Annotated in this window: 15 protein-coding genes; 10 read left to right on the top strand and 5 right to left on the bottom strand. The window is 53.5% G+C overall.

Annotated features, from left to right (window positions below; translation table 11 throughout):
- Positions 1 to 84 precede the first annotated feature (84 nt).
- The 6 genes from P0D43_RS01185 (at position 85) to P0D43_RS01160 (ending at position 3,578) form a co-directional block, all read left to right on the top strand.
- Positions 85 to 588 (top strand): Spy/CpxP family protein refolding chaperone, encoded by a 504-nt coding sequence (locus tag P0D43_RS01185; RefSeq protein WP_341236899.1) that lies wholly within the window; start codon positions 85 to 87, stop codon positions 586 to 588.
- A gap of 96 nt (positions 589 to 684) precedes the next feature.
- Entirely contained in the window at positions 685 to 1,461 is a 777-nt protein-coding gene (locus tag P0D43_RS01180; RefSeq protein WP_341236898.1) for a hypothetical protein, read from the top strand.
- Positions 1,462 to 1,583: 122 nt separating this feature from the next.
- On the top strand, positions 1,584 to 2,243 hold the full coding sequence (locus P0D43_RS01175; RefSeq protein WP_159568980.1) for a carbonic anhydrase: 660 nt from the start codon (positions 1,584 to 1,586) through the stop codon (positions 2,241 to 2,243).
- Positions 2,244 to 2,326: 83 nt separating this feature from the next.
- Positions 2,327 to 2,539: a hypothetical protein gene (locus P0D43_RS01170; RefSeq protein ID WP_159568979.1), complete on the top strand. Its 213-nt coding sequence runs from the start codon at positions 2,327 to 2,329 to the stop codon at positions 2,537 to 2,539.
- A gap of 8 nt (positions 2,540 to 2,547) precedes the next feature.
- Complete coding sequence (locus tag P0D43_RS01165; protein WP_159568978.1) at positions 2,548 to 2,970, top strand: GNAT family N-acetyltransferase; 423 nt, start codon at positions 2,548 to 2,550, stop codon at positions 2,968 to 2,970.
- Positions 2,971 to 2,984: 14 nt separating this feature from the next.
- Positions 2,985 to 3,578, top strand: coding sequence for a TetR/AcrR family transcriptional regulator (locus P0D43_RS01160; RefSeq protein ID WP_341236897.1), 594 nt, complete (start codon positions 2,985 to 2,987; stop codon positions 3,576 to 3,578).
- A gap of 70 nt (positions 3,579 to 3,648) precedes the next feature.
- Here P0D43_RS01160 and P0D43_RS01155 read toward each other — a convergent pair whose 3' ends face one another.
- The 4 genes from P0D43_RS01155 to P0D43_RS01140 form a co-directional block, all read right to left on the bottom strand.
- Positions 3,649 to 4,410: a hypothetical protein gene (locus tag P0D43_RS01155; RefSeq protein WP_159568976.1), complete on the bottom strand. Its 762-nt coding sequence runs from the start codon at positions 4,408 to 4,410 to the stop codon at positions 3,649 to 3,651.
- 141 nt (positions 4,411 to 4,551) lie between these two features.
- A complete protein-coding gene (locus P0D43_RS01150) occupies positions 4,552 to 6,333 on the bottom strand; it encodes an acyclic terpene utilization AtuA family protein (protein WP_394673040.1) in 1,782 nt (593 codons plus the stop codon).
- Positions 6,334 to 6,405: 72 nt separating this feature from the next.
- Positions 6,406 to 7,542: a Fic family protein gene (locus P0D43_RS01145; RefSeq protein WP_394673039.1), complete on the bottom strand. Its 1,137-nt coding sequence runs from the start codon at positions 7,540 to 7,542 to the stop codon at positions 6,406 to 6,408.
- A 75-nt stretch (positions 7,543 to 7,617) separates the two neighbouring features.
- Positions 7,618 to 8,040 carry an Lrp/AsnC family transcriptional regulator gene (locus tag P0D43_RS01140; RefSeq protein ID WP_159569690.1) on the bottom strand — a complete coding sequence of 141 codons (423 nt, stop codon included), beginning with the start codon at positions 8,038 to 8,040 and terminating at the stop codon, positions 7,618 to 7,620.
- Positions 8,041 to 8,172: 132 nt separating this feature from the next.
- Here P0D43_RS01140 and P0D43_RS01135 point away from each other — a divergent pair, with 132 nt between their 5' ends.
- From P0D43_RS01135 to P0D43_RS01120, 4 genes are read left to right on the top strand one after another with little or no spacing between them, the layout of a single operon-like run.
- Complete coding sequence (locus tag P0D43_RS01135; RefSeq protein WP_394673038.1) at positions 8,173 to 9,204, top strand: ornithine cyclodeaminase; 1,032 nt, start codon at positions 8,173 to 8,175, stop codon at positions 9,202 to 9,204.
- Positions 9,201 to 10,139 carry an arginase gene (gene rocF / locus P0D43_RS01130; RefSeq protein WP_394673037.1) on the top strand — a complete coding sequence of 313 codons (939 nt, stop codon included), beginning with the start codon at positions 9,201 to 9,203 and terminating at the stop codon, positions 10,137 to 10,139. The genes P0D43_RS01135 and rocF overlap by 4 nt, the downstream gene beginning before the upstream one ends.
- A complete protein-coding gene (gene putA / locus P0D43_RS01125; protein ID WP_394673036.1) occupies positions 10,099 to 13,485 on the top strand; it encodes a bifunctional proline dehydrogenase/L-glutamate gamma-semialdehyde dehydrogenase PutA in 3,387 nt (1,128 codons plus the stop codon). Before rocF ends, putA begins: the two co-directional genes overlap by 41 nt.
- Positions 13,486 to 13,545: 60 nt before the next feature.
- Positions 13,546 to 16,194, top strand: a complete 2,649-nt coding sequence (locus P0D43_RS01120) for a ligase-associated DNA damage response DEXH box helicase (RefSeq protein WP_394673035.1) — start codon at positions 13,546 to 13,548, stop codon at positions 16,192 to 16,194.
- On the opposite strand, the gene P0D43_RS01115 is transcribed toward P0D43_RS01120, so the two are convergent.
- Positions 16,195 to 16,734: a hypothetical protein gene (locus P0D43_RS01115; protein WP_341236889.1), complete on the bottom strand. Its 540-nt coding sequence runs from the start codon at positions 16,732 to 16,734 to the stop codon at positions 16,195 to 16,197. It abuts the gene before it with no gap.
- Positions 16,735 to 16,791 lie beyond the last annotated feature (57 nt).

Raw genomic sequence — 16,791 nt, 5'->3', positions numbered from 1 at the left:
CTTTACCCATCTTTACATAGCCTGCATCCTCGTTTACAGGCCCGTTTTGCACAATGCAGTTGTCTTTACACAAGGAGCAGGCAAATGAATGTATCGAAAATGACCATCCAGAAAATGATTGCTGTCACTGCAATGGCCATGGCGATTCCCATGAGTGCCTATGCGGGCCACCATGACGAAGGGAGCAAAAAGCAGCATTCTGAAATGCGCCACCACCACAAGCATGGGGGCATGTTGAAGCAACTGGACCTGACAGCGGAGCAACAAGCGCAGGTGGATCAGATCGTGCAGAAACAAAGGACTGAAATGAAAGCAGCCATGAAAGACCGCCGCGCACACCGCGATGAAATGAAGTCGATTGTGGAGCAAGACACGTTCGATGCCACCAAGGCGGAACGCCTGATTGCCCAGCAGCAAAAACAGGAGCGTGCGACCAAGCTGAGCATGCTGCGCACTCAGCACGAGATTTACAAAGTGTTAACACCGGAGCAGCGTGAAAAAGCCAAAGTGATTCGTGCGGAATGGCAAGAAAAGATGACGGACCGCTACAACAAGCGCAAAGCGGACAACCCCGGCAATGCCATGTAATACCTGAATTTTGTAGGTACTTTCCCAACCACCTTTTGAAGTATCCCAGCAGTAGCGCTTTTGCCCCTATACTGTCTCAAAAAAAGGAGACAGTTAATGGGGCAATCTTTTATTCGATTCGCATTGGCCTGCACGTTGACCGCAGCCAGCACCACAGCATTGGCAGCCCCCCCGGGTTTGCTGATGACCTACAGCTTCGACAGCTTGTCTGGCAAGTTTGGTCAACCACAGGAAGTCAAGGCCAGGTCATTCACCTTGGGCGCAACATTGGTGGGTGAAGGTTATCGGGCTTCCCTGTTCGTACCCTACATTTCGCTGGAAGGCCCGGGTACCTTGGTGGCCGGCACTGTTGCGGGTACCAACGGCCCTGCGCGTCGCAGCGAACAAGGCTTGGGCGACATGGTGGCCACTTACACCACCGATCTCATTGGCGGCATACAAACCAAGGGCTTTGCCATGTCGGCAACAGGTTTGGTGAAAATCGCAACGGGTAATGAAGACCGTGGCCTGGGCACCGGCAAAACCGACTATGGTATTCAGGCTGACCTGGCTTACCGTTTCAACAATGGCTTTGGTTTGACCGCAGTGTTGGGGCGCCAGTACTACGGCGACACCCCCGAGCTACCCTTGCTCAACGGCAACTACAGCACCGTGGGTGTGAACTTTCCGCTGGGCCAGTCGCTGTTTGTGAACCTGACCACCAGCCAGCGTGATGAATTGCTGGCGGGTACCGAGAAGCGCAAAGAGCGGGCAATTTCAGCCGTGTATGCGCTGGACACAACGTCGGCCTTGCAGTTTGGCTTCACCAAAGGCCGAAGCACGTCTAGCCCTGATGATGTGTTCTCTGTCAGTTACGTGTCACAGGTCGAGTAAAGCCGCTCAGTAATCCTCTGTGAAGCCGGGGTGATGCAAAAGTGTCACCTCGGGCTCTCCCCAGTGCCATAACATGCTGCGTCGCAGTAAAATACAGGTCTTGACTTCAACAGGCGAACACCGTGTCCAAAGACCTTTCACACCTTCTTGACGCCAACCGAACCTGGGCTGCAGCCCAGGTGGACAAAGACCCCGAATTTTTCAAACGCCTTGAAAACCAGCAGTCGCCGGAGTATTTCTGGATCGGTTGCTCGGATAGTCGCGTGCCCGCCAACACCATTGTGAATTTGCAACCCGGCGAGGTGTTTGTACACCGCAATGTGGCCAACCAGGTGTTCCACGGTGATTTGAATGGGCAATCGGCCACGCAGTTTGCTGTGGAGTTTTTGAAGGTGAAGCACATAATCGTGTGCGGTCACTATGGTTGCTCTGGCGTGCGCATGGCCATGCGGGGCGATCGGGTGGGTTTGGCCGATGCCTGGGTTCGCCCCATTCACCAGTTGGCACGCAGGCATGGTTTAGTGACCACGGATGAAAATCTTCAGCAGGCCTGTCACGACCAGTTGTGTGAGCTTAATGTGATTGAACAGGTGAAGCACCTGTGCGAAAGCACCTTGATTGAAGATGCCTGGGAGCGCGGGCAAGATTTGACTGTGCATGGCTGGTTGTACAGCCTGAAAGACGGCATTGTGCGAAACCTGCAAATTTCCATTTCTGGCCCCAAGGACATTGACAAGATTTACACCAATGCAGTGGCTGCATTGAAAAAGCGTTACAGCTGATCGATTCTTGGTCTAGAATAAGAAAATAATTCAAGCGTTTGTTTGAATTGTGGGTTCATTTAAAATTCTAGGAGACGATTTACATGGCTTTTTCTACCCAATCCAAACTGGGCGACTTGCTGGACAACCCAGATACCGCAGCGATTTTGGAAAAACACATGCCCGGCATTTCTACACACCCGCAAATTGGCATGGGCAAAGGTTTTCCCTTGGCCGTTGTTGCCAATTTTTCCGGTGGTTTGATTACCCAGGAAATGCTGGAAGCTGTAGACGCTGAATTCGCCGCATTGGGCTGATCGATTCTTTGATTCGAATTGATTGTTCCAATTGGTTGATCAACGGCGAGTGGGCCAGTTCCATTCGCCGTTCTGTTTTTATCGAAGAACAAGGCATTGATGAATCCGAGGAATGGGACGAACACGACTCGGTTTCCATACACGTGCTTGCCTGGATAAGTAACAAGCCGGTGGGCACGGCGAGGTTGTTGCCTGAAGGAAAAATTGGCCGCATGGCTGTACTCCCTGAATTCAGAAGCCGGGGAATTGGCAGTGCCATGTTGCAGGCTTTGCTGGCGGTGGCCAAAGAACAAAACTTGCCGCAGGTGCGCTTGAGTGCGCAACAGCAGGCGATTGAATTTTACAGTCGACATGGTTTTTCGCCGCTTGGTGATGCCCACACGGAGGTGGGAATACCACACCAGTGGATGGCGTTGAACCTGACAACATAACAAAGGACTGGGTTGTGGCTAGAGTATTGAAAGAACAAAAACACGACGATGGCCGACGTGGCGACATTGTGCGCGCGGCTGCCAAGTTGTTTCGTGACAAAGGTTACGACGGGGCCAGCATGCGGGCCATTGCCAATGCGGTGGGTATGCAATGCGGAAGTCCGTTTTACCACTTTGCCAGCAAGCAGGATATTTTGGTGGCTGTGGTTGAAGAAGGCTTGCGACAAGGGCTTGAAAAAACACGCGCAGTGGTGAAGCCTAACCTGACCGCAGATACCCAGTTTCGCGCTTTGGTGAAAGTGCATCTCAGCATTATTCTTGAAGATGGCAACGACTTTATTCCAGTGATGCTATACAACTGGCGCTGTCTGGATGAAGTGCACCAACGCAGGCTGATTGCCACCAAAGATGAATACGATGCCATTTGGCAAGATGCGGTGAATGGTTTGTACAAGGCCGGTTTTTTGGGTGGTGATACGAAATTCGCCCGCTTGATGGTATTGGGCGCCATGAACTTTATGGTGACTTGGTACAAGCCCAAGAAGGGCGACAATCTGGACACACTGGCTGACAGAGTGGTGGCCTTTTTCCTGTCACAGCACGCCTGAAGCGGTTTCAAACGAAAAAAGCCCTTGCCGGCGTGTAACCGGCAAGGGCTTTTTTGTGGGCGATTTGCGATTAACGCAGCAAGCCTGACAGTGACGCGGGGCGTGCCGCAATCACGTTCTGGATCAAGCTTGAAGTCATTGCAGTGATTGCGCCCAACTGGCCTGCATTCATCATGCTTGCTGTTGCGCTCATGTTGCCTGCCATGGTGGCTGTGGCCAAGCCGGCGACATCCATTGAGCCGGTGCTGGACATGTCTGCGGCCAGCGATGCCCCCGAAGTTTTGTCGGCTACATTTTGTACCGTACCCAATACACCACCAGTCACACCTTCAACCACAGTGCCTGCTGTTTGGTAAGCGCTGTCTACTTTGTTCATCATCTGAGCACTTTGACCACCACCAAGCTTGATCGTGGCGTTCGCGCTTGCGCTGGCTGATGCTGTGGCCTGACCTGCGTTGTCTTGGCCTGCTTCAGCAGATTCACCCGCGCTGTCACCTGTGGAGGCTGTTTGGTCACCCGCTTCAGGCTGTTCCATTGCAGGTGCTTCTGCAGTGGGTGCTGGTTCGTTGGTTGGTGTTGGTTCTGCAACAGGAGTTGGTTGTGGTGCAGTTTCGGGTGCAGGTTGCGCAGCAGGTGGCTGCTGGCGCTGGAACAGGCTTACTTTGATTTCACCTTGTGCCTGACCTTGGGCAGCCGCTTGCTCGCCAGAATGCGCGGCAGCGAACAAAGCGCCCCAGCCGTTCAGTGTGGCGATGTCGGATGCCTTGGCAGTCATGGGCATTGCGAAAGAGGAAGCGATGGCTGCAACGATTGCGATCTGTTTAACTTGCATGGTGTTTCTCCTGTGTGTTGGATGTAGTAGGCGCTCTTTGGATCACGCCTCACATCTTCTCTAACGGAGACACCGTGTAGGAAAAAGATAACTAGCTAGGGGGTACGCCCAACGTGGTGTACCCCTGCAAACAGGTGAAGATCATTCAGTAATTTTCATGTTCAGCAGCACTTGAGCCATTCCCTTGCCCAGCGGATCATTTCGCATTGAAGTCATTCCGCCGCCGTCCAGGGCTTCTTGCATAACGATATTAAATGCTTGAACTTGAGGTAGCTCGAAAGTGTGAACCTCGCCTTTCACCAAGTGTGCAAGGTAGCCCTTTACCTGTTCTGGGCGCAGCAAATGCTGAAGTAGGGGCCAGTGCTCCGGCTTTCTTGCCACGATGCCCACATTGCTGGTGTTGCCTTTGTCGCCGCTGCGGCCGTGTGCAATTTCAATCAAGGGTTTGCCGATCAATTCAGGCGGAACAGACACCGGTTGAATTGCCTTCGCAGTGGCGGCTTGGTCGCCAGTTGGTACTTTTGGGTGTTCCGGTTCCAGGTACTGAATTTGTTCGCCACTTACTTGAACCACAGCACTGTGCAGGTGCTTGGGCACGAAACAACTGAACATTTTGACCAGCGGGGTTACGTTGGGGCGGCCCATGCCAAAGTTACCGCTGGTGCCTGGTGCATAGCTGGTGCCCGCCGGGGCAATTTCGCGAGAAAAAATGGCGGCAGCTTTCTTGTCTGTGTGGGTAATTGCAATACGCAACATGGCTTCGTGGCCCAACTGCGCTTTGGCATGCGGGCCCAAATCGGTCTCACTACCAATGACTTCAATCGAGGTGCGGGTGTAGTCGGCCAGGCCTTGTCGTTTGAACATGGCACGCGTTCGCTCCAGAATTGCTTCACCAGTGCGCCGGGCTTTGGCGTGTGCATCAAACCCCACAATCGACAGCATGCCGATACAGCGAAACCCTTCTGGGTACGTGGCGCATACTTTGTACAAGTCGCTTGGGGCCTTGCCGGTGGCGCCCCAAATTTTTACGCGATTCGGGCTTGTTTCTTCGATGTTCACGGTGGTGAAATCGCACACCACATCGGGCAGTGCATAGTTGGCGGGGTCGTGAATTTCATACAGCAGTTGTTCGGTGGCCACTGCTTTATTCACCAGGCCGCCTGTACCTTCAGGTTTGCTCAATTCAAAGCTGCCGTTGGCAGCCACCTCGATCACCGGGTAGCCGATATTGGCCCAGTCCGGCACCTGTTCCCAATCCGTGAAAAGTCCACCCGTGGCTTGCGCTCCACATTCGACAATGTGGCCCGCCAGGCTGCCCTGTGCCAGTTGATCCAGATCGCTCGCTTGCCATTTGAATTCATGCACCAGCGCACCCAGTACCATGGCGCTGTCTACTACGCGGCCGGTGATGACAATATCCGCTCCGGCATCGAGTGCCGCCGCAATCGGGAATGCGCCCAGGTAAGCGTTGGCCGTCAGGAAGAAAGGAGGGGCTGTTTGGCCGGAATGTTGGTCTGTTAATTCAACACCATTTTTTCTCAACTGCCCCAAAGTGCTGGTGGCGTCGTCGCCGCTTACCACGCCAATTCGAATGGTGTGCCCGGCCTCTGTCATGGCCTGTTGCAAGGCGGCTGCGCAACCAGCTGGGTTTAGTCCACCCGCGTTCGCGATAATCCTGATCCCTTTGGCTTTGGCGACTGGCAGGGCCTTTTTCATCAGGTCGATGAAATCAAGCGCATACCCGTGCTCCGGGTTTTTCATGCGCATGCCTGCCATGATGGCCAGTGTTAGTTCAGCCAGATAATCATAGGTGATGTACTGAATGCCCGGTACCTTCATCAATTGTTCTGTGCCCAGGCTGCTGTCGCCCCAAAAGCCGCAGGCGCCGCCGATCTTGATGGTGTTTGAATTGGGCATGCTCATGATCACTTGTTGATGGTTTTGGGAGACCCATCATAGCAAAGCCATTTGCAATAAATCAAACGATCGTTTGAATTATTCGACTTGTTTGTAACTTCTTTCCAGTGCATCCAGCATTAGATTGGCTGCAGTGGTGGTGTTGTGGTTCATGTCGGGTGCTATGCGCGGAAACACCATCATATTCTTGGTTTCATCGTCAAAGCAGGCTGGCAGCAAACCCGATTTCAGCAAAACGAAATCAGCGATCAGGCGGCATGTTCGACCGTTCCCGTCTGCAAAAGGATGAATTGAAACTCCCTTCATGGCAGTTCGGGCGGCCAACAAAACCGGATTGCTGCTTCCCTTGTTCAGTTCCTCAGCCACTTCGGTACACAGCGTGTTCAACTCGGCGTGTACCATCGAACCCGGCACTGCCAGGCGGCTTGGGTGCGGGTCGCGGCTGCCCTGGGAGTCACAAAGGCCAATCCAGACGTTGTCGTATTGACGAACCAGGCCGCCGACCGTTTCGTTCACTCCCCGCATCAGGGTACTGTGAACGGCAATGAATAAATCATGAATTGTTTGCGGTGATACGGATTCGCTGTTTCTGGCGGCTTGAAAAATCAGATCGTTTGCGCACTGCCAGTTGAGCATCGCCTGCTTGTGGTGCGTGTTTTCGTCTTTTAGGGTTTCTGATCCTCCCCGGCGCGGTACTTCAAGCAGTTGAAGGTGTTCCGGTTCCACCACGGGAATCTGACTCTTGAATTGTTCAAGTTTTTGTTGTGCCAGCTTGACCACCGCCTTGTTCACAGGCTGATTAAAAATATAGTCGAAATTGCTTTTCATGGCTTCGTCGTTTTGTCCTGATGCAATGAGGTGCAGGCGCGCGTCAAGGAAAGGGATTTGCTCCAGTCCTGATCGTTTGCTGTCGGCAGCAGGTGCAGTCGTGTAGCGTGTTTTCAGGCTTGATGGGGTAAACGGATCTCCCTGTTTTTCTTCTGTTTCTACCTTGGACCATTTTCCCTCGGCAGTTTTCACCGCAAGTGATGCAGGTAGTTCTTGAATGATTGCTGATCCAAACCGATGGGCCAGTAATCCAGAAAGGGATAACTTTGCAATTGTGGTCGCCGCATTGGGCAGGGCAGGGTCGGGCCGCGCGACTGCTTTTTCTGGCAGGTTTGGATCGTTAAGTGATTCCGCGCGGTGATTTGCAACGTCGCTTCTTCGTAACATGACTCATAGGGTGGAGACGATATTTTTATGAGTGAGCCACATCCAGGCATGGTTCCATTGTTACTTCATCAGAGCCTAGTTTTTGTAGCTTGAGAGATGGATGCTTGTTTCCGTGTTGCTGATTCCCTTGATCAATCGTATGCGTTCAAGTATTCCAGAAAGTCCGTTCAGGTTTTCCGCCTGCAGTTCGACCAACAAATCCCAGCGCCCATTTGTGCTGTGAATAGCCGTAACACCAGGTTCACCCAGCAAATTTGCCAGCACGGTGCGGCTGTCATTGCCTTCAATCAAAATACTCATCCAGGCGACAATCAGATTGGCCGTGGCATCGGGTCTCAACTTCACGCTGTAACCCACGATAACACCTGAGTTTTCAAGTTTGTTGATTCGATTGCTCACTGTGCCGCGGGACACTTTCAAGTGGTGAGCCAATGTTGCAATGCTTAATCTCGCATTGGTGCGCAACAAACCCAAGAGTTGGCGATCTAGTGTATCCATCATGACGTTTTGAAGTTTATTTCTGACAATATGCTAGGAATATTGCATTTTGCAAGCACTTTATGTGCTTATGCTTGACAGTGTTTCATAGCAAAATGGTGTGTCTAACTGAGTTAAGCAGGTGGGGGGGTGATGATGAACACGCCATTCCTGAGCGCACAGGGCGCTGCAATTCTTGTTTCGCGTCATGGCCTTTCTCGATGTATTAGAGGCATGCACGATGCAATTGCTCATGACTTCAAACGTTGGGAACAGTTTGAGAAGTCAGCGCGCCTTGCGACCCACTCTGCCGAGGGCGTCATTGAAATCATGCCGATCAGCGATGGACAAACCTACGGTTTCAAGTATGTCAACGGCCATCCGAACAACCACCGGCATGAATTGCCAACCGTGATGGCGTTTGGTGTATTGGCCAGCGTACAAACCGGTCTGCCTCAATTCATCAGCGAACTAACCTTGATCACGGCTTTGCGTACTGCCGCCACTTCCGTGTTGGCGGCCAGTCACCTCGCCAAGCCGGGGGCGCGCAGCATGGCCTTGATTGGCAACGGTGCGCAAAGTGAATTTCAGGCCGTTGCTTTTCACGAGGCTTTGGGCATCGACAGGTTTTACCTTTACGACACAGATCTTTTTGCGACCGAGAGATTGACTCACCATTTGAATGAACTCGGGTTTCATGTCACACGGTGCAAAAGTGTGGCTCAGGCTGTTGCGCGGGCAGATGTCATTACCACAGCCACGGCGGCAAAAACCCGGGCCCATGTATTGACCCGGGACATGCTGAGGCCTGGTGTTCACATCAATGCGATCGGGGGTGATTGCCCCGGGAAAACTGAACTTCACCCGGATGTACTTGGCAATGCCCGTGTGTTTGTTGAGTATGAGCCGCAAACCCGAATCGAAGGCGACATTCAGCAAATGCCATCCGATTTCCCGGTGATCCAGTTGTGGGAGGTGCTCACGGGTTTTGCACTGGGGCGTACCCACGCAGACCAAATCACAGTGTTTGATTCTGTGGGTTTCGCGCTGGAAGATTTTTCTGCTTTGCGCTACATGCATGAACTGGCCGAGGAAAAAGGGGAGCTTGAGTACATGTCATTGATTCCACACATGAGCAATCCGAAAAATCTTTATGGTTTGATATCGAAGGCAGAGTGCGCATGATTGCGCTGATCGGCGCGCCCTGCGACGCCGGGGCAAACACGGCAGGATCTGCACTGGGTCCTGATGCATTAAGGCGTGCGGGTATTCAGTACAGTTTGCAGAAAACGGGTTGTAAGGTTGAGGATTTGGGCGACCTTCAAGTTGAGCTGCCTGAAAAAGACACAGTGGTGCAGGGGTACCGGAATTTTCATGAAGTGGTGGCCTGGAATCGTGCAGTGCATTTGGCGGTGGCGAGCGCCTTGAAAGACGGAAATGTTCCCGTGTTGCTGGGGGGAGACCACTCTCTGGCCATGGGTTCAATCAGTGCGGTTTCGGCGCACTGCCGCCGGGTACACAAAGCGTTGCGTGTGGTGTGGCTGGACGCGCATGCCGATTTCAACACGGCCAGCACGTCAACCACAGGCAATATGCATGGCATGCCCTTGACCGCGCTGTGCGGGCAGGGGCCGCCAGAACTGACACAACTGGGTGGGTTCTGCCCGGCGTTGCAAGCATCTCAAATTCGCTTGTTGGGCGTGCGCTCAATCGATCCCGAGGAACATCGTGCAGTGCGCCGCGCCGCGCTGCCCATGGTGACCATGCGGAACATTCACGGCCGCGGAATTGTTCAGGCCATGAACGCAGCGTTGGCCGACATTGATCCGGGTACGCATTTGCATGTCAGTTTCGATGTGGATTGTATCGATCCATCTGTGTTGCCCGGTGTAAGCACGCCGGAAGAAGGTGGCCTGCAGCTGGATGCCTTGCATTACTGCTTGGCGCGGATTGCGCAAACGGGTTGTGTGGCTTCAGTGGACCTGGTTGAATTAAATCCTTTGGCCGACCCCTCGGGCGAAAGTGCTGAGCGTGCTGTGGAATTGTTGTCTGTGCTGTTGAATCCGGATTGGGAAAGGCATGTGCAACGCCCGTTTGATTGGGTTGAACATGCCGGTTGAACTTGACCGTTTGCGCGCGGAAATTAATTCGCTGACCCGGGTGGATGAAGCGCAAAGGGTGCGTGTTTTACTTGAACAAAGCACTTGGCTGGAGGCCGATTTTGAGGCGGTAGAACAAACGGCACTCGAACACGTCACGCGTTTGCGCAAGGTGCAAAAGCACAGCGCAGGCATTCAACAGTTGATGTCTGAATATCGCTTGTCTACCCAGGAAGGCGTGGCATTAATGTGCCTGGCAGAAGCTTTGCTGCGAATTCCTGACGCTCAAACACGCGATGAACTGATCCGTGACAAATTAAGCCATGCCAATTGGGCGGCGCACCTGGGGCACAGTTCTTCCCTGTTTGTGAATGCCAGCACCTGGGGTTTGTTCATCGCTGGGCACTGGGTTCAAATGCCAGGCGATGACAGCTTGTATTCCAGCCTGCAGCGTTTGATTGCGCGCAGCAGCGAGGGCCTTGTTCGCACGGCGGTTGAGCTGGCTGTGCGGTTCATGGGGCAACAGTTTGTTGCTGCTCAAACCATTGAGGAGGCCTTGCGCAACAGCCGTGCAAGCGTGGCACAGGGTCACACCTTTTCATTTGACATGCTGGGCGAGGCGGCAATGTGCGAAGCCGATGCGCAGACCTACTTCGACAGTTATGCTCACGCCATTGACGTCATCGGACGCGACAACACCCACGGTGTTATTGAGGGCAATGGCATTTCGGTGAAATTGTCAGCCCTACACCCGCGCTACACGCTGTGGCAGGAAAAACGCGTATGCGCTGAACTGTATCCGCGGCTTTACAGGCTTGCGCTTTCGGCCAAACAGCGCAACATTGCATTCAATGTGGACGCAGAGGAAAGTGAGCGCCTGGATTTGTCGCTTGATCTGTTCACACGACTTGCTTTTGAGCCTGAACTGAAGCATTGGAACGGTTTGGGTTTGGCGGTACAGGCTTACCAAACCCGTGCCACGGCGGTGATTGAGTTTGTTGCTGCCTTGGCACGCACCAGTGAACGGGTCATTCAGGTTCGGTTGGTGAAAGGTGCCTATTGGGACAGCGAGATCAAACGTTGCCAAACTCAGGGGTTGGCGCACTTCCCGGTGTTTACGCAGAAGGTGCACACGGATCTTTCTTACTTGTGTTGTGCAGAATTGATGTTGCGCAATGCCAGTTTTATTTACCCCCAGTTTGCCACCCACAATGCCCACACCTATGCAGCCGTTCAACACCTGGCTGCGCAGCTTGGCGTGCGCAATGTCGAAATGCAGTGTTTGCATGGCATGGGGGAAGGGCTTTACCGGCGATGCAGAATTTATGCACCTGTGGGCACCCATCAAACATTGCTTCCTTATCTGGTTCGTCGCTTGCTTGAAAATGGTGCCAATACATCGTTTGTCAACCAGATCATGGATCCCGATGTGGATATGAATGCATTGGTAGAACACCCTGTGGCCAGGTTGCGCAAGCACGGCATTCGCCCCAACCCCGCCTGTACGCCCGCGCCGCATTTGTTTGGTGCGAATCGCCTGAATTCAATGGGGTTTGATCTGTACTGCAAGCACACCGTGCGGTGTCTCCAGCAGTCTGTGGACAACAGTTCCCTGTCGGCGTTGCCGCCTATTGCTTACAGCACACAAACCCAAGTGCAAGATGCATTGAGCATGGCTTTGCGTTCACACGAGATAAGCCGCGACTGGTTTGAAAAAGGGCCGGAACACCGGGCTGCTTGCTTGTTGCAGGCCGCCAAATTGCTGGAAGTACATCAACTTCAACTGATCAACCTCCTGGTGCATGAGGCAAAAAAAACCGTTCCAAATGCACACCTGGAAGTGCGTGAGGCAGTGGATTTTTGCCGCTATTATGCAGCTCAAATTTGTGCATTGCCTTGGTACAAAACCGGGTTTTCCCCGCGTTTGGCAGTGTGCATCAGCCCCTGGAATTTTCCACTGGCAATATTCATGGGGCAGCTTGTGGGGGCTTTGGCCAGCGGGCATGCTGTGGTGGCCAAGCCAGCTGAACAAACGCCACAAATCGCACGCAGTGCGGCGCACTTGTTGCATGAAGCGGGCGTGCCTGCTGCCGTGTTACAACTGGTGTATGGCGACTCTGAAGTGGGTTCCTGGCTGACCAGTTTTCCGGCGGTCAGTACTGTGTTGTTCACTGGTTCCAATGCCGCCGCAAAACACATTCAAGCCAGCGTGCTGAAACGCGATGCGTCGCATCTCCCCGCTTTGCTGATCGCTGAAACAGGCGGGCAAAATGCCATGGTGGTCGATTCATCTGCATTGCTGGAACAAGTGGTGAGCGATTCACTTGAGTCGGCCTTTGGAAGTGCAGGGCAACGTTGCTCAGCCCTGCGCGTATTGTGCGTGCAAGATGACATTGCCGCCAGGTTGATCGCCCTGCTGAAAGCAGCAATGCAAGAACTTCAGGTAGGCGACCCGGCGAGTTTTTCCACCGATTTGGGCCCCTTGATTGATCAGGACGCATGGCAGCTTGTGCATGATCACATTGAACGCATGAAAGCAAAAAGTTTTCCGGTGTTTCAGGCCACACGCTTCGACAATTCCGCACAAGGACATTTCATTGCCCCCACGTTGATTGAACTGCAGCAGTTGCATGAATTACAGCGGGAGGTGTTTGGCCCGGTGCTGCACATTGTGCGTTTCAATGCAGATCAGTTGCCTGCGGTGTTGCATGAATTGAATGCCACTGGTTATGCCCTTACCTTTGGCATCCACAGTCGAATTCAATCCACCATTGAGCTGGCCTGCAACACCATTGAAGCGGGTAACGTGTACGTGAACCGGAACATGGTCGGGGCCGTGGTGGGCAGCCAACCGTTTGGCGGTCATGGCAAATCCGGAACAGGACCCAAGGCAGGGGGGCCGCATTACTTGCCCACCTTGATGCGCCTTGCCCAGTTTGAAAACCTGGGGGGTGAAATATTGCCAGGCCCCACGGGCGAACAAAATAGTTACCGTTGCCGGCCCCGTGGTCGCGTGTGGTGCACAGCACGTGATGCAGTGCAACTGCGGCAGCAAATTGATGCGGTATTGGCCACGGGCAATATTGCTGTTGTTGAAACGGGGGTGTTCAATCGATGGCACAAACAGGGTGTCGAGTGGACGGATGAAATTCAATTGGAATACATTGATGCCGCAGTCTGTGAACACACACCACAACGCGCACACGAAGTGGCTCGCGCACTGGCAGCGCACTCGCAGCGCATCATTCCCTTGGTACTCGCGAATTCAGATGGCACGTACCCAGCCTATCGCTTGGTCTGTGAACAGCTTGTGTGTACCAACACCGCAGCGGCGGGCGGCAACATTGAATTGATTGCCCGGGTTTAAGCCAATTTTTGTGCATTTCCCATGGCACAATCAGGCATCGTTGTTTCCTGGCAGTACACCATGTCTGAATTTCGAGGCATTCCTCCCGGTCCCAATGTAGGTACACAGCTGAAGGCTTTGCGCCGCAAGAAAAAAGCAGCAGACAAATCTGCAGCGCTGCAAGAATCCACCCAACAGGTGTTGTCTGCGCCAGCGTTGCCGATGAACACGGCACCTTTGTCAGAACTCACCTTGGCAAATGTTCAAGCATGGTTCCGTGCGCAAGGCTGGGAACCGTTCGAGTATCAAACACAGGTGTGGCAAGCCTTCCAGAAGGGGCACAGCGGTTTGCTGCATGCCACCACTGGTGCAGGTAAAACACTGGCTGTGTGGTTGGGGGCATTGTTGCGTTTGGCGCAATTGCCCCGGCCTCGCGGTGCAGCCACACAAATCATGTGGATCACACCCATGCGTGCCCTGGCGGCTGACAGCACCAAGGCTTTGCAAAAATCGCTGGCTGCATTGGTGGGTGATTGTAGCGTGGCACTTCAAACCGGCGATACCGATTCCGCAGCGCGTGCAGCCATCTTGCGCAAACCACCTTTCGCGTTGGTGACCACACCGGAAAGCCTCACCTTGATGTTCACACGCGCCAGCAGTCAGCCCAATTTAAGCAAGCTGCAAGTGTTGGTGGTCGATGAATGGCATGAGTTGATCGGCAACAAACGCGGCGTGCAGTTGCAGTTGGCGATTGCGCGTTTGGCCCGCATCAACCCGGGTTTGCAGGTGTGGGGCTTAAGTGCCACCTTGGGCAATTTGCAAGTGGCCACAGATGTTCTGCTTTGGCCTGTTCGCCAGCACAGCAAGTCAACTTTGGTTCAAGGCAAGTTGCCCAAGCAGCTGATTATCGACAGCCTGATTCCCGACACTTTTGAACGCTTCCCTTGGGGCGGGCATTTGGGTTTGAATCAATTGGAATTTGTTGCCAGAGAAATTGATCAGTCAGCCTCCACGCTGATCTTCACCAACACGCGTTCCCAGGCAGAAATTTGGTACCAAGCCTTGCTGGAAGCCCGGCCCGATTACGCAGGTGCGCTGGCTTTGCACCATGGGTCGCTCGACAAAACAGTGCGCGATTGGGTGGAGCAGGGTTTGAAAAGCGGCAGTTTGAAGGCGGTGGTGTGCACATCGTCCCTTGACTTGGGCGTTGATTTTTTACCTGTCGAGCGTGTTATTCAAATCGGTTCGCCCAAGGGCGTCGCCCGTTTGCTTCAACGCGCAGGTCGTTCGGGGCATGCACCGGGTCGCCCCTCGCGGATTACCGTGGTGCCCACGCATGCACTGGAGCTGGTCGAGGCTGCTGCGGCCCGGTATGCAGCAGAACACAAGCAGATCGAATCGCGTTTCAGCCCCCAGGCACCACTGGACGTACTGGTTCAGCACTTGGTCACCATTGCGATGGGCAGTGGTTTTAAACCCGATGAACTGTTTTCAGAAGTTCGAACCACCAACGCCTATGCCAATTTGACCCGCGCCCAGTTTGACTGGGCTTTGGCTTTTGTGGAGAAGGGGGGAGAAAGTTTGGCTGCATATCCCGATTACCAGCGCGTTGCAGCAGGCGACGAAGGCATTTACCGCGTGCCCCGCCGCGACATAGCACGCAGGCACGCCATGTCGGTGGGCACCATTGTCTCCGATGCCGCCATGCAAGTGGCATGGATGACCGGCGGGCGTTTGGGCACCATCGAGGAGGGCTTTATTGCACGCCTGAAAACCGGTGATTGTTTCAGTTTTGCTGGCCGGGTGCTCGAGCTGGTGAAGGTGCGTGACATGACAGCCTACGTTCGAAAAGCCAACCGCAAAAAGGCGACCGTGCCGCAGTGGCAGGGCGGAAAAATGCCATTGAGCAGCGAGCTTGCCCATGCTTCCCTGCAAATGCTGGAGCTTGCGCACCAAGCCATTTCGACCGGTAAAAAACCAGCCCTGCCCGAATTACGCGCACTTGAAAGTTTGCTGGCTTTGCAAATGCGCTGGAGCGCATTGCCCAACACCGTCAATTTATTGGTCGAAGAACTTCACAGCAAGGAAGGTCACCACCTGTTCGTGTATCCCTTCGAGGGGCGCACTGTGCACATTGGTTTGGCAAGTCTTTTGGCGTGGCGCGCATCAAGACACAAGCCGGGCACATTTTCAATTGCCATGAATGATTATGGTTTTGAGTTGCTCAGTGCCGAGCCCATCAACTGGCATGAATGGTTCAAGGATGGTTTGTCAGAGTCTGCGCTTTTTTCCACTGAGAATTTATTCGAGGATGTACGGGCATGCCTGAATGCATCTGAACTGGCCCAGCGCCGGTTTCGCGAAATTGCGCGAATTGCCGGTTTGGTGTTTCAGGGGTATCCGGGTGCCGGTAAAAGTGCCAAGCAATTGCAGGCCTCCAGCGGCTTGTTCTTCGAGGTTTTTAGAAAATACGATCAAGGTAATTTGCTGCTGGATCAGGCGCAACGGGAAGCCCTTGAGCAGGAACTTGATTTGGCGCGCATGGTGCAGGCACTGAACTCCATTCAATCCAAAACACTGGTTTATCAATCAATCGATAAACCCTCGCCATTCGCGTTTCCCTTGTTGATTGAACGGTTGCGCGAGACAGTGAGCACAGAAAAACTCAGTGATCGCGTGGCTCGCATGGTGGCACAATTGGAGACGGCCGCCATGCGCACCGACGCATGATCAATTGTTGCGGAATGCCATTTCCGGTAATGCGAGAGATGCCCGTGTGTGTGTACCGGGATTCAATGTTTCATCCGCCCGGTCGATTGTTGCAACGCTCTGGGCAATTTTGTCTTGGCGATTGGCTCGCAACGCTGCCAAATTAGCCAGTGATGCCGCGGTAATGTGTGTAGCCACTTCTGTCATTTCCTTGCCTGATAAATTGAGCTGGCGGGCGGCTCTTGGGATGCTGAATTGTTCCACCAAGGCTGTGAAATATTCTGTGTGTTCCCCAAGTTCTGAGTTCAATCCGTTGGCCTCTCTTTTAAACGTATTCAACTCGCCCACCGCTTGCTGCAGCTGCAAGCCCAAATTGCTACTCGCACCCTGGATGGAAAATGCCTGTGCAGAAAGTCGGTTTCCACGATTCACTTGTTCTGTTGAAAATTGTTGTACCCCCTGAAGGACAGTTTGATTGGCCTCGAGCAAGGCTGCGCAGGTCAAAATCGTTGCTGTGTTGTGCACACGATTGGCTGTAAGTGTGTTGTTGAACCATCCCATCTTTATTTCTCCGGTTTTTTTGTTGAAAAAGTTCGGTGGCATTCAGCTTCGAATGGT

Source organism: Limnobacter sp. (assembly GCF_043511195.1).
Taxonomy (GTDB): domain Bacteria; phylum Pseudomonadota; class Gammaproteobacteria; order Burkholderiales; family Burkholderiaceae_B; genus Limnobacter.
Note: the sequence above shows the minus strand (reverse complement) of the source record. Positions and strands in the feature narration are given on the sequence as shown.

Excerpts from the sequence above, each read along its gene's own strand:
- P0D43_RS01185 (WP_341236899.1), top strand. The coding sequence starts at position 85 with ATGAATGTATCGAAAATGACCATCCAGAAAATGATTGCTGTCACTGCA.
- P0D43_RS01180 (WP_341236898.1), top strand. The coding sequence starts at position 685 with ATGGGGCAATCTTTTATTCGATTCGCATTGGCCTGCACGTTGACCGCA.
- P0D43_RS01170 (WP_159568979.1), top strand. The coding sequence starts at position 2,327 with ATGGCTTTTTCTACCCAATCCAAACTGGGCGACTTGCTGGACAACCCA.
- P0D43_RS01155 (WP_159568976.1), bottom strand. The coding sequence starts at position 4,410 with ATGCAAGTTAAACAGATCGCAATCGTTGCAGCCATCGCTTCCTCTTTC.
- P0D43_RS01150 (WP_394673040.1), bottom strand. The coding sequence starts at position 6,333 with ATGAGCATGCCCAATTCAAACACCATCAAGATCGGCGGCGCCTGCGGC.
- P0D43_RS01145 (WP_394673039.1), bottom strand. The coding sequence starts at position 7,542 with ATGTTACGAAGAAGCGACGTTGCAAATCACCGCGCGGAATCACTTAAC.
- P0D43_RS01140 (WP_159569690.1), bottom strand. The coding sequence starts at position 8,040 with ATGGATACACTAGATCGCCAACTCTTGGGTTTGTTGCGCACCAATGCG.
- P0D43_RS01135 (WP_394673038.1), top strand. The coding sequence starts at position 8,173 with ATGATGAACACGCCATTCCTGAGCGCACAGGGCGCTGCAATTCTTGTT.
- rocF (WP_394673037.1), top strand. The coding sequence starts at position 9,201 with ATGATTGCGCTGATCGGCGCGCCCTGCGACGCCGGGGCAAACACGGCA.
- putA (WP_394673036.1), top strand. The coding sequence starts at position 10,099 with ATGTGCAACGCCCGTTTGATTGGGTTGAACATGCCGGTTGAACTTGAC.
- P0D43_RS01120 (WP_394673035.1), top strand. The coding sequence starts at position 13,546 with ATGTCTGAATTTCGAGGCATTCCTCCCGGTCCCAATGTAGGTACACAG.
- P0D43_RS01115 (WP_341236889.1), bottom strand. The coding sequence starts at position 16,734 with ATGGGATGGTTCAACAACACACTTACAGCCAATCGTGTGCACAACACA.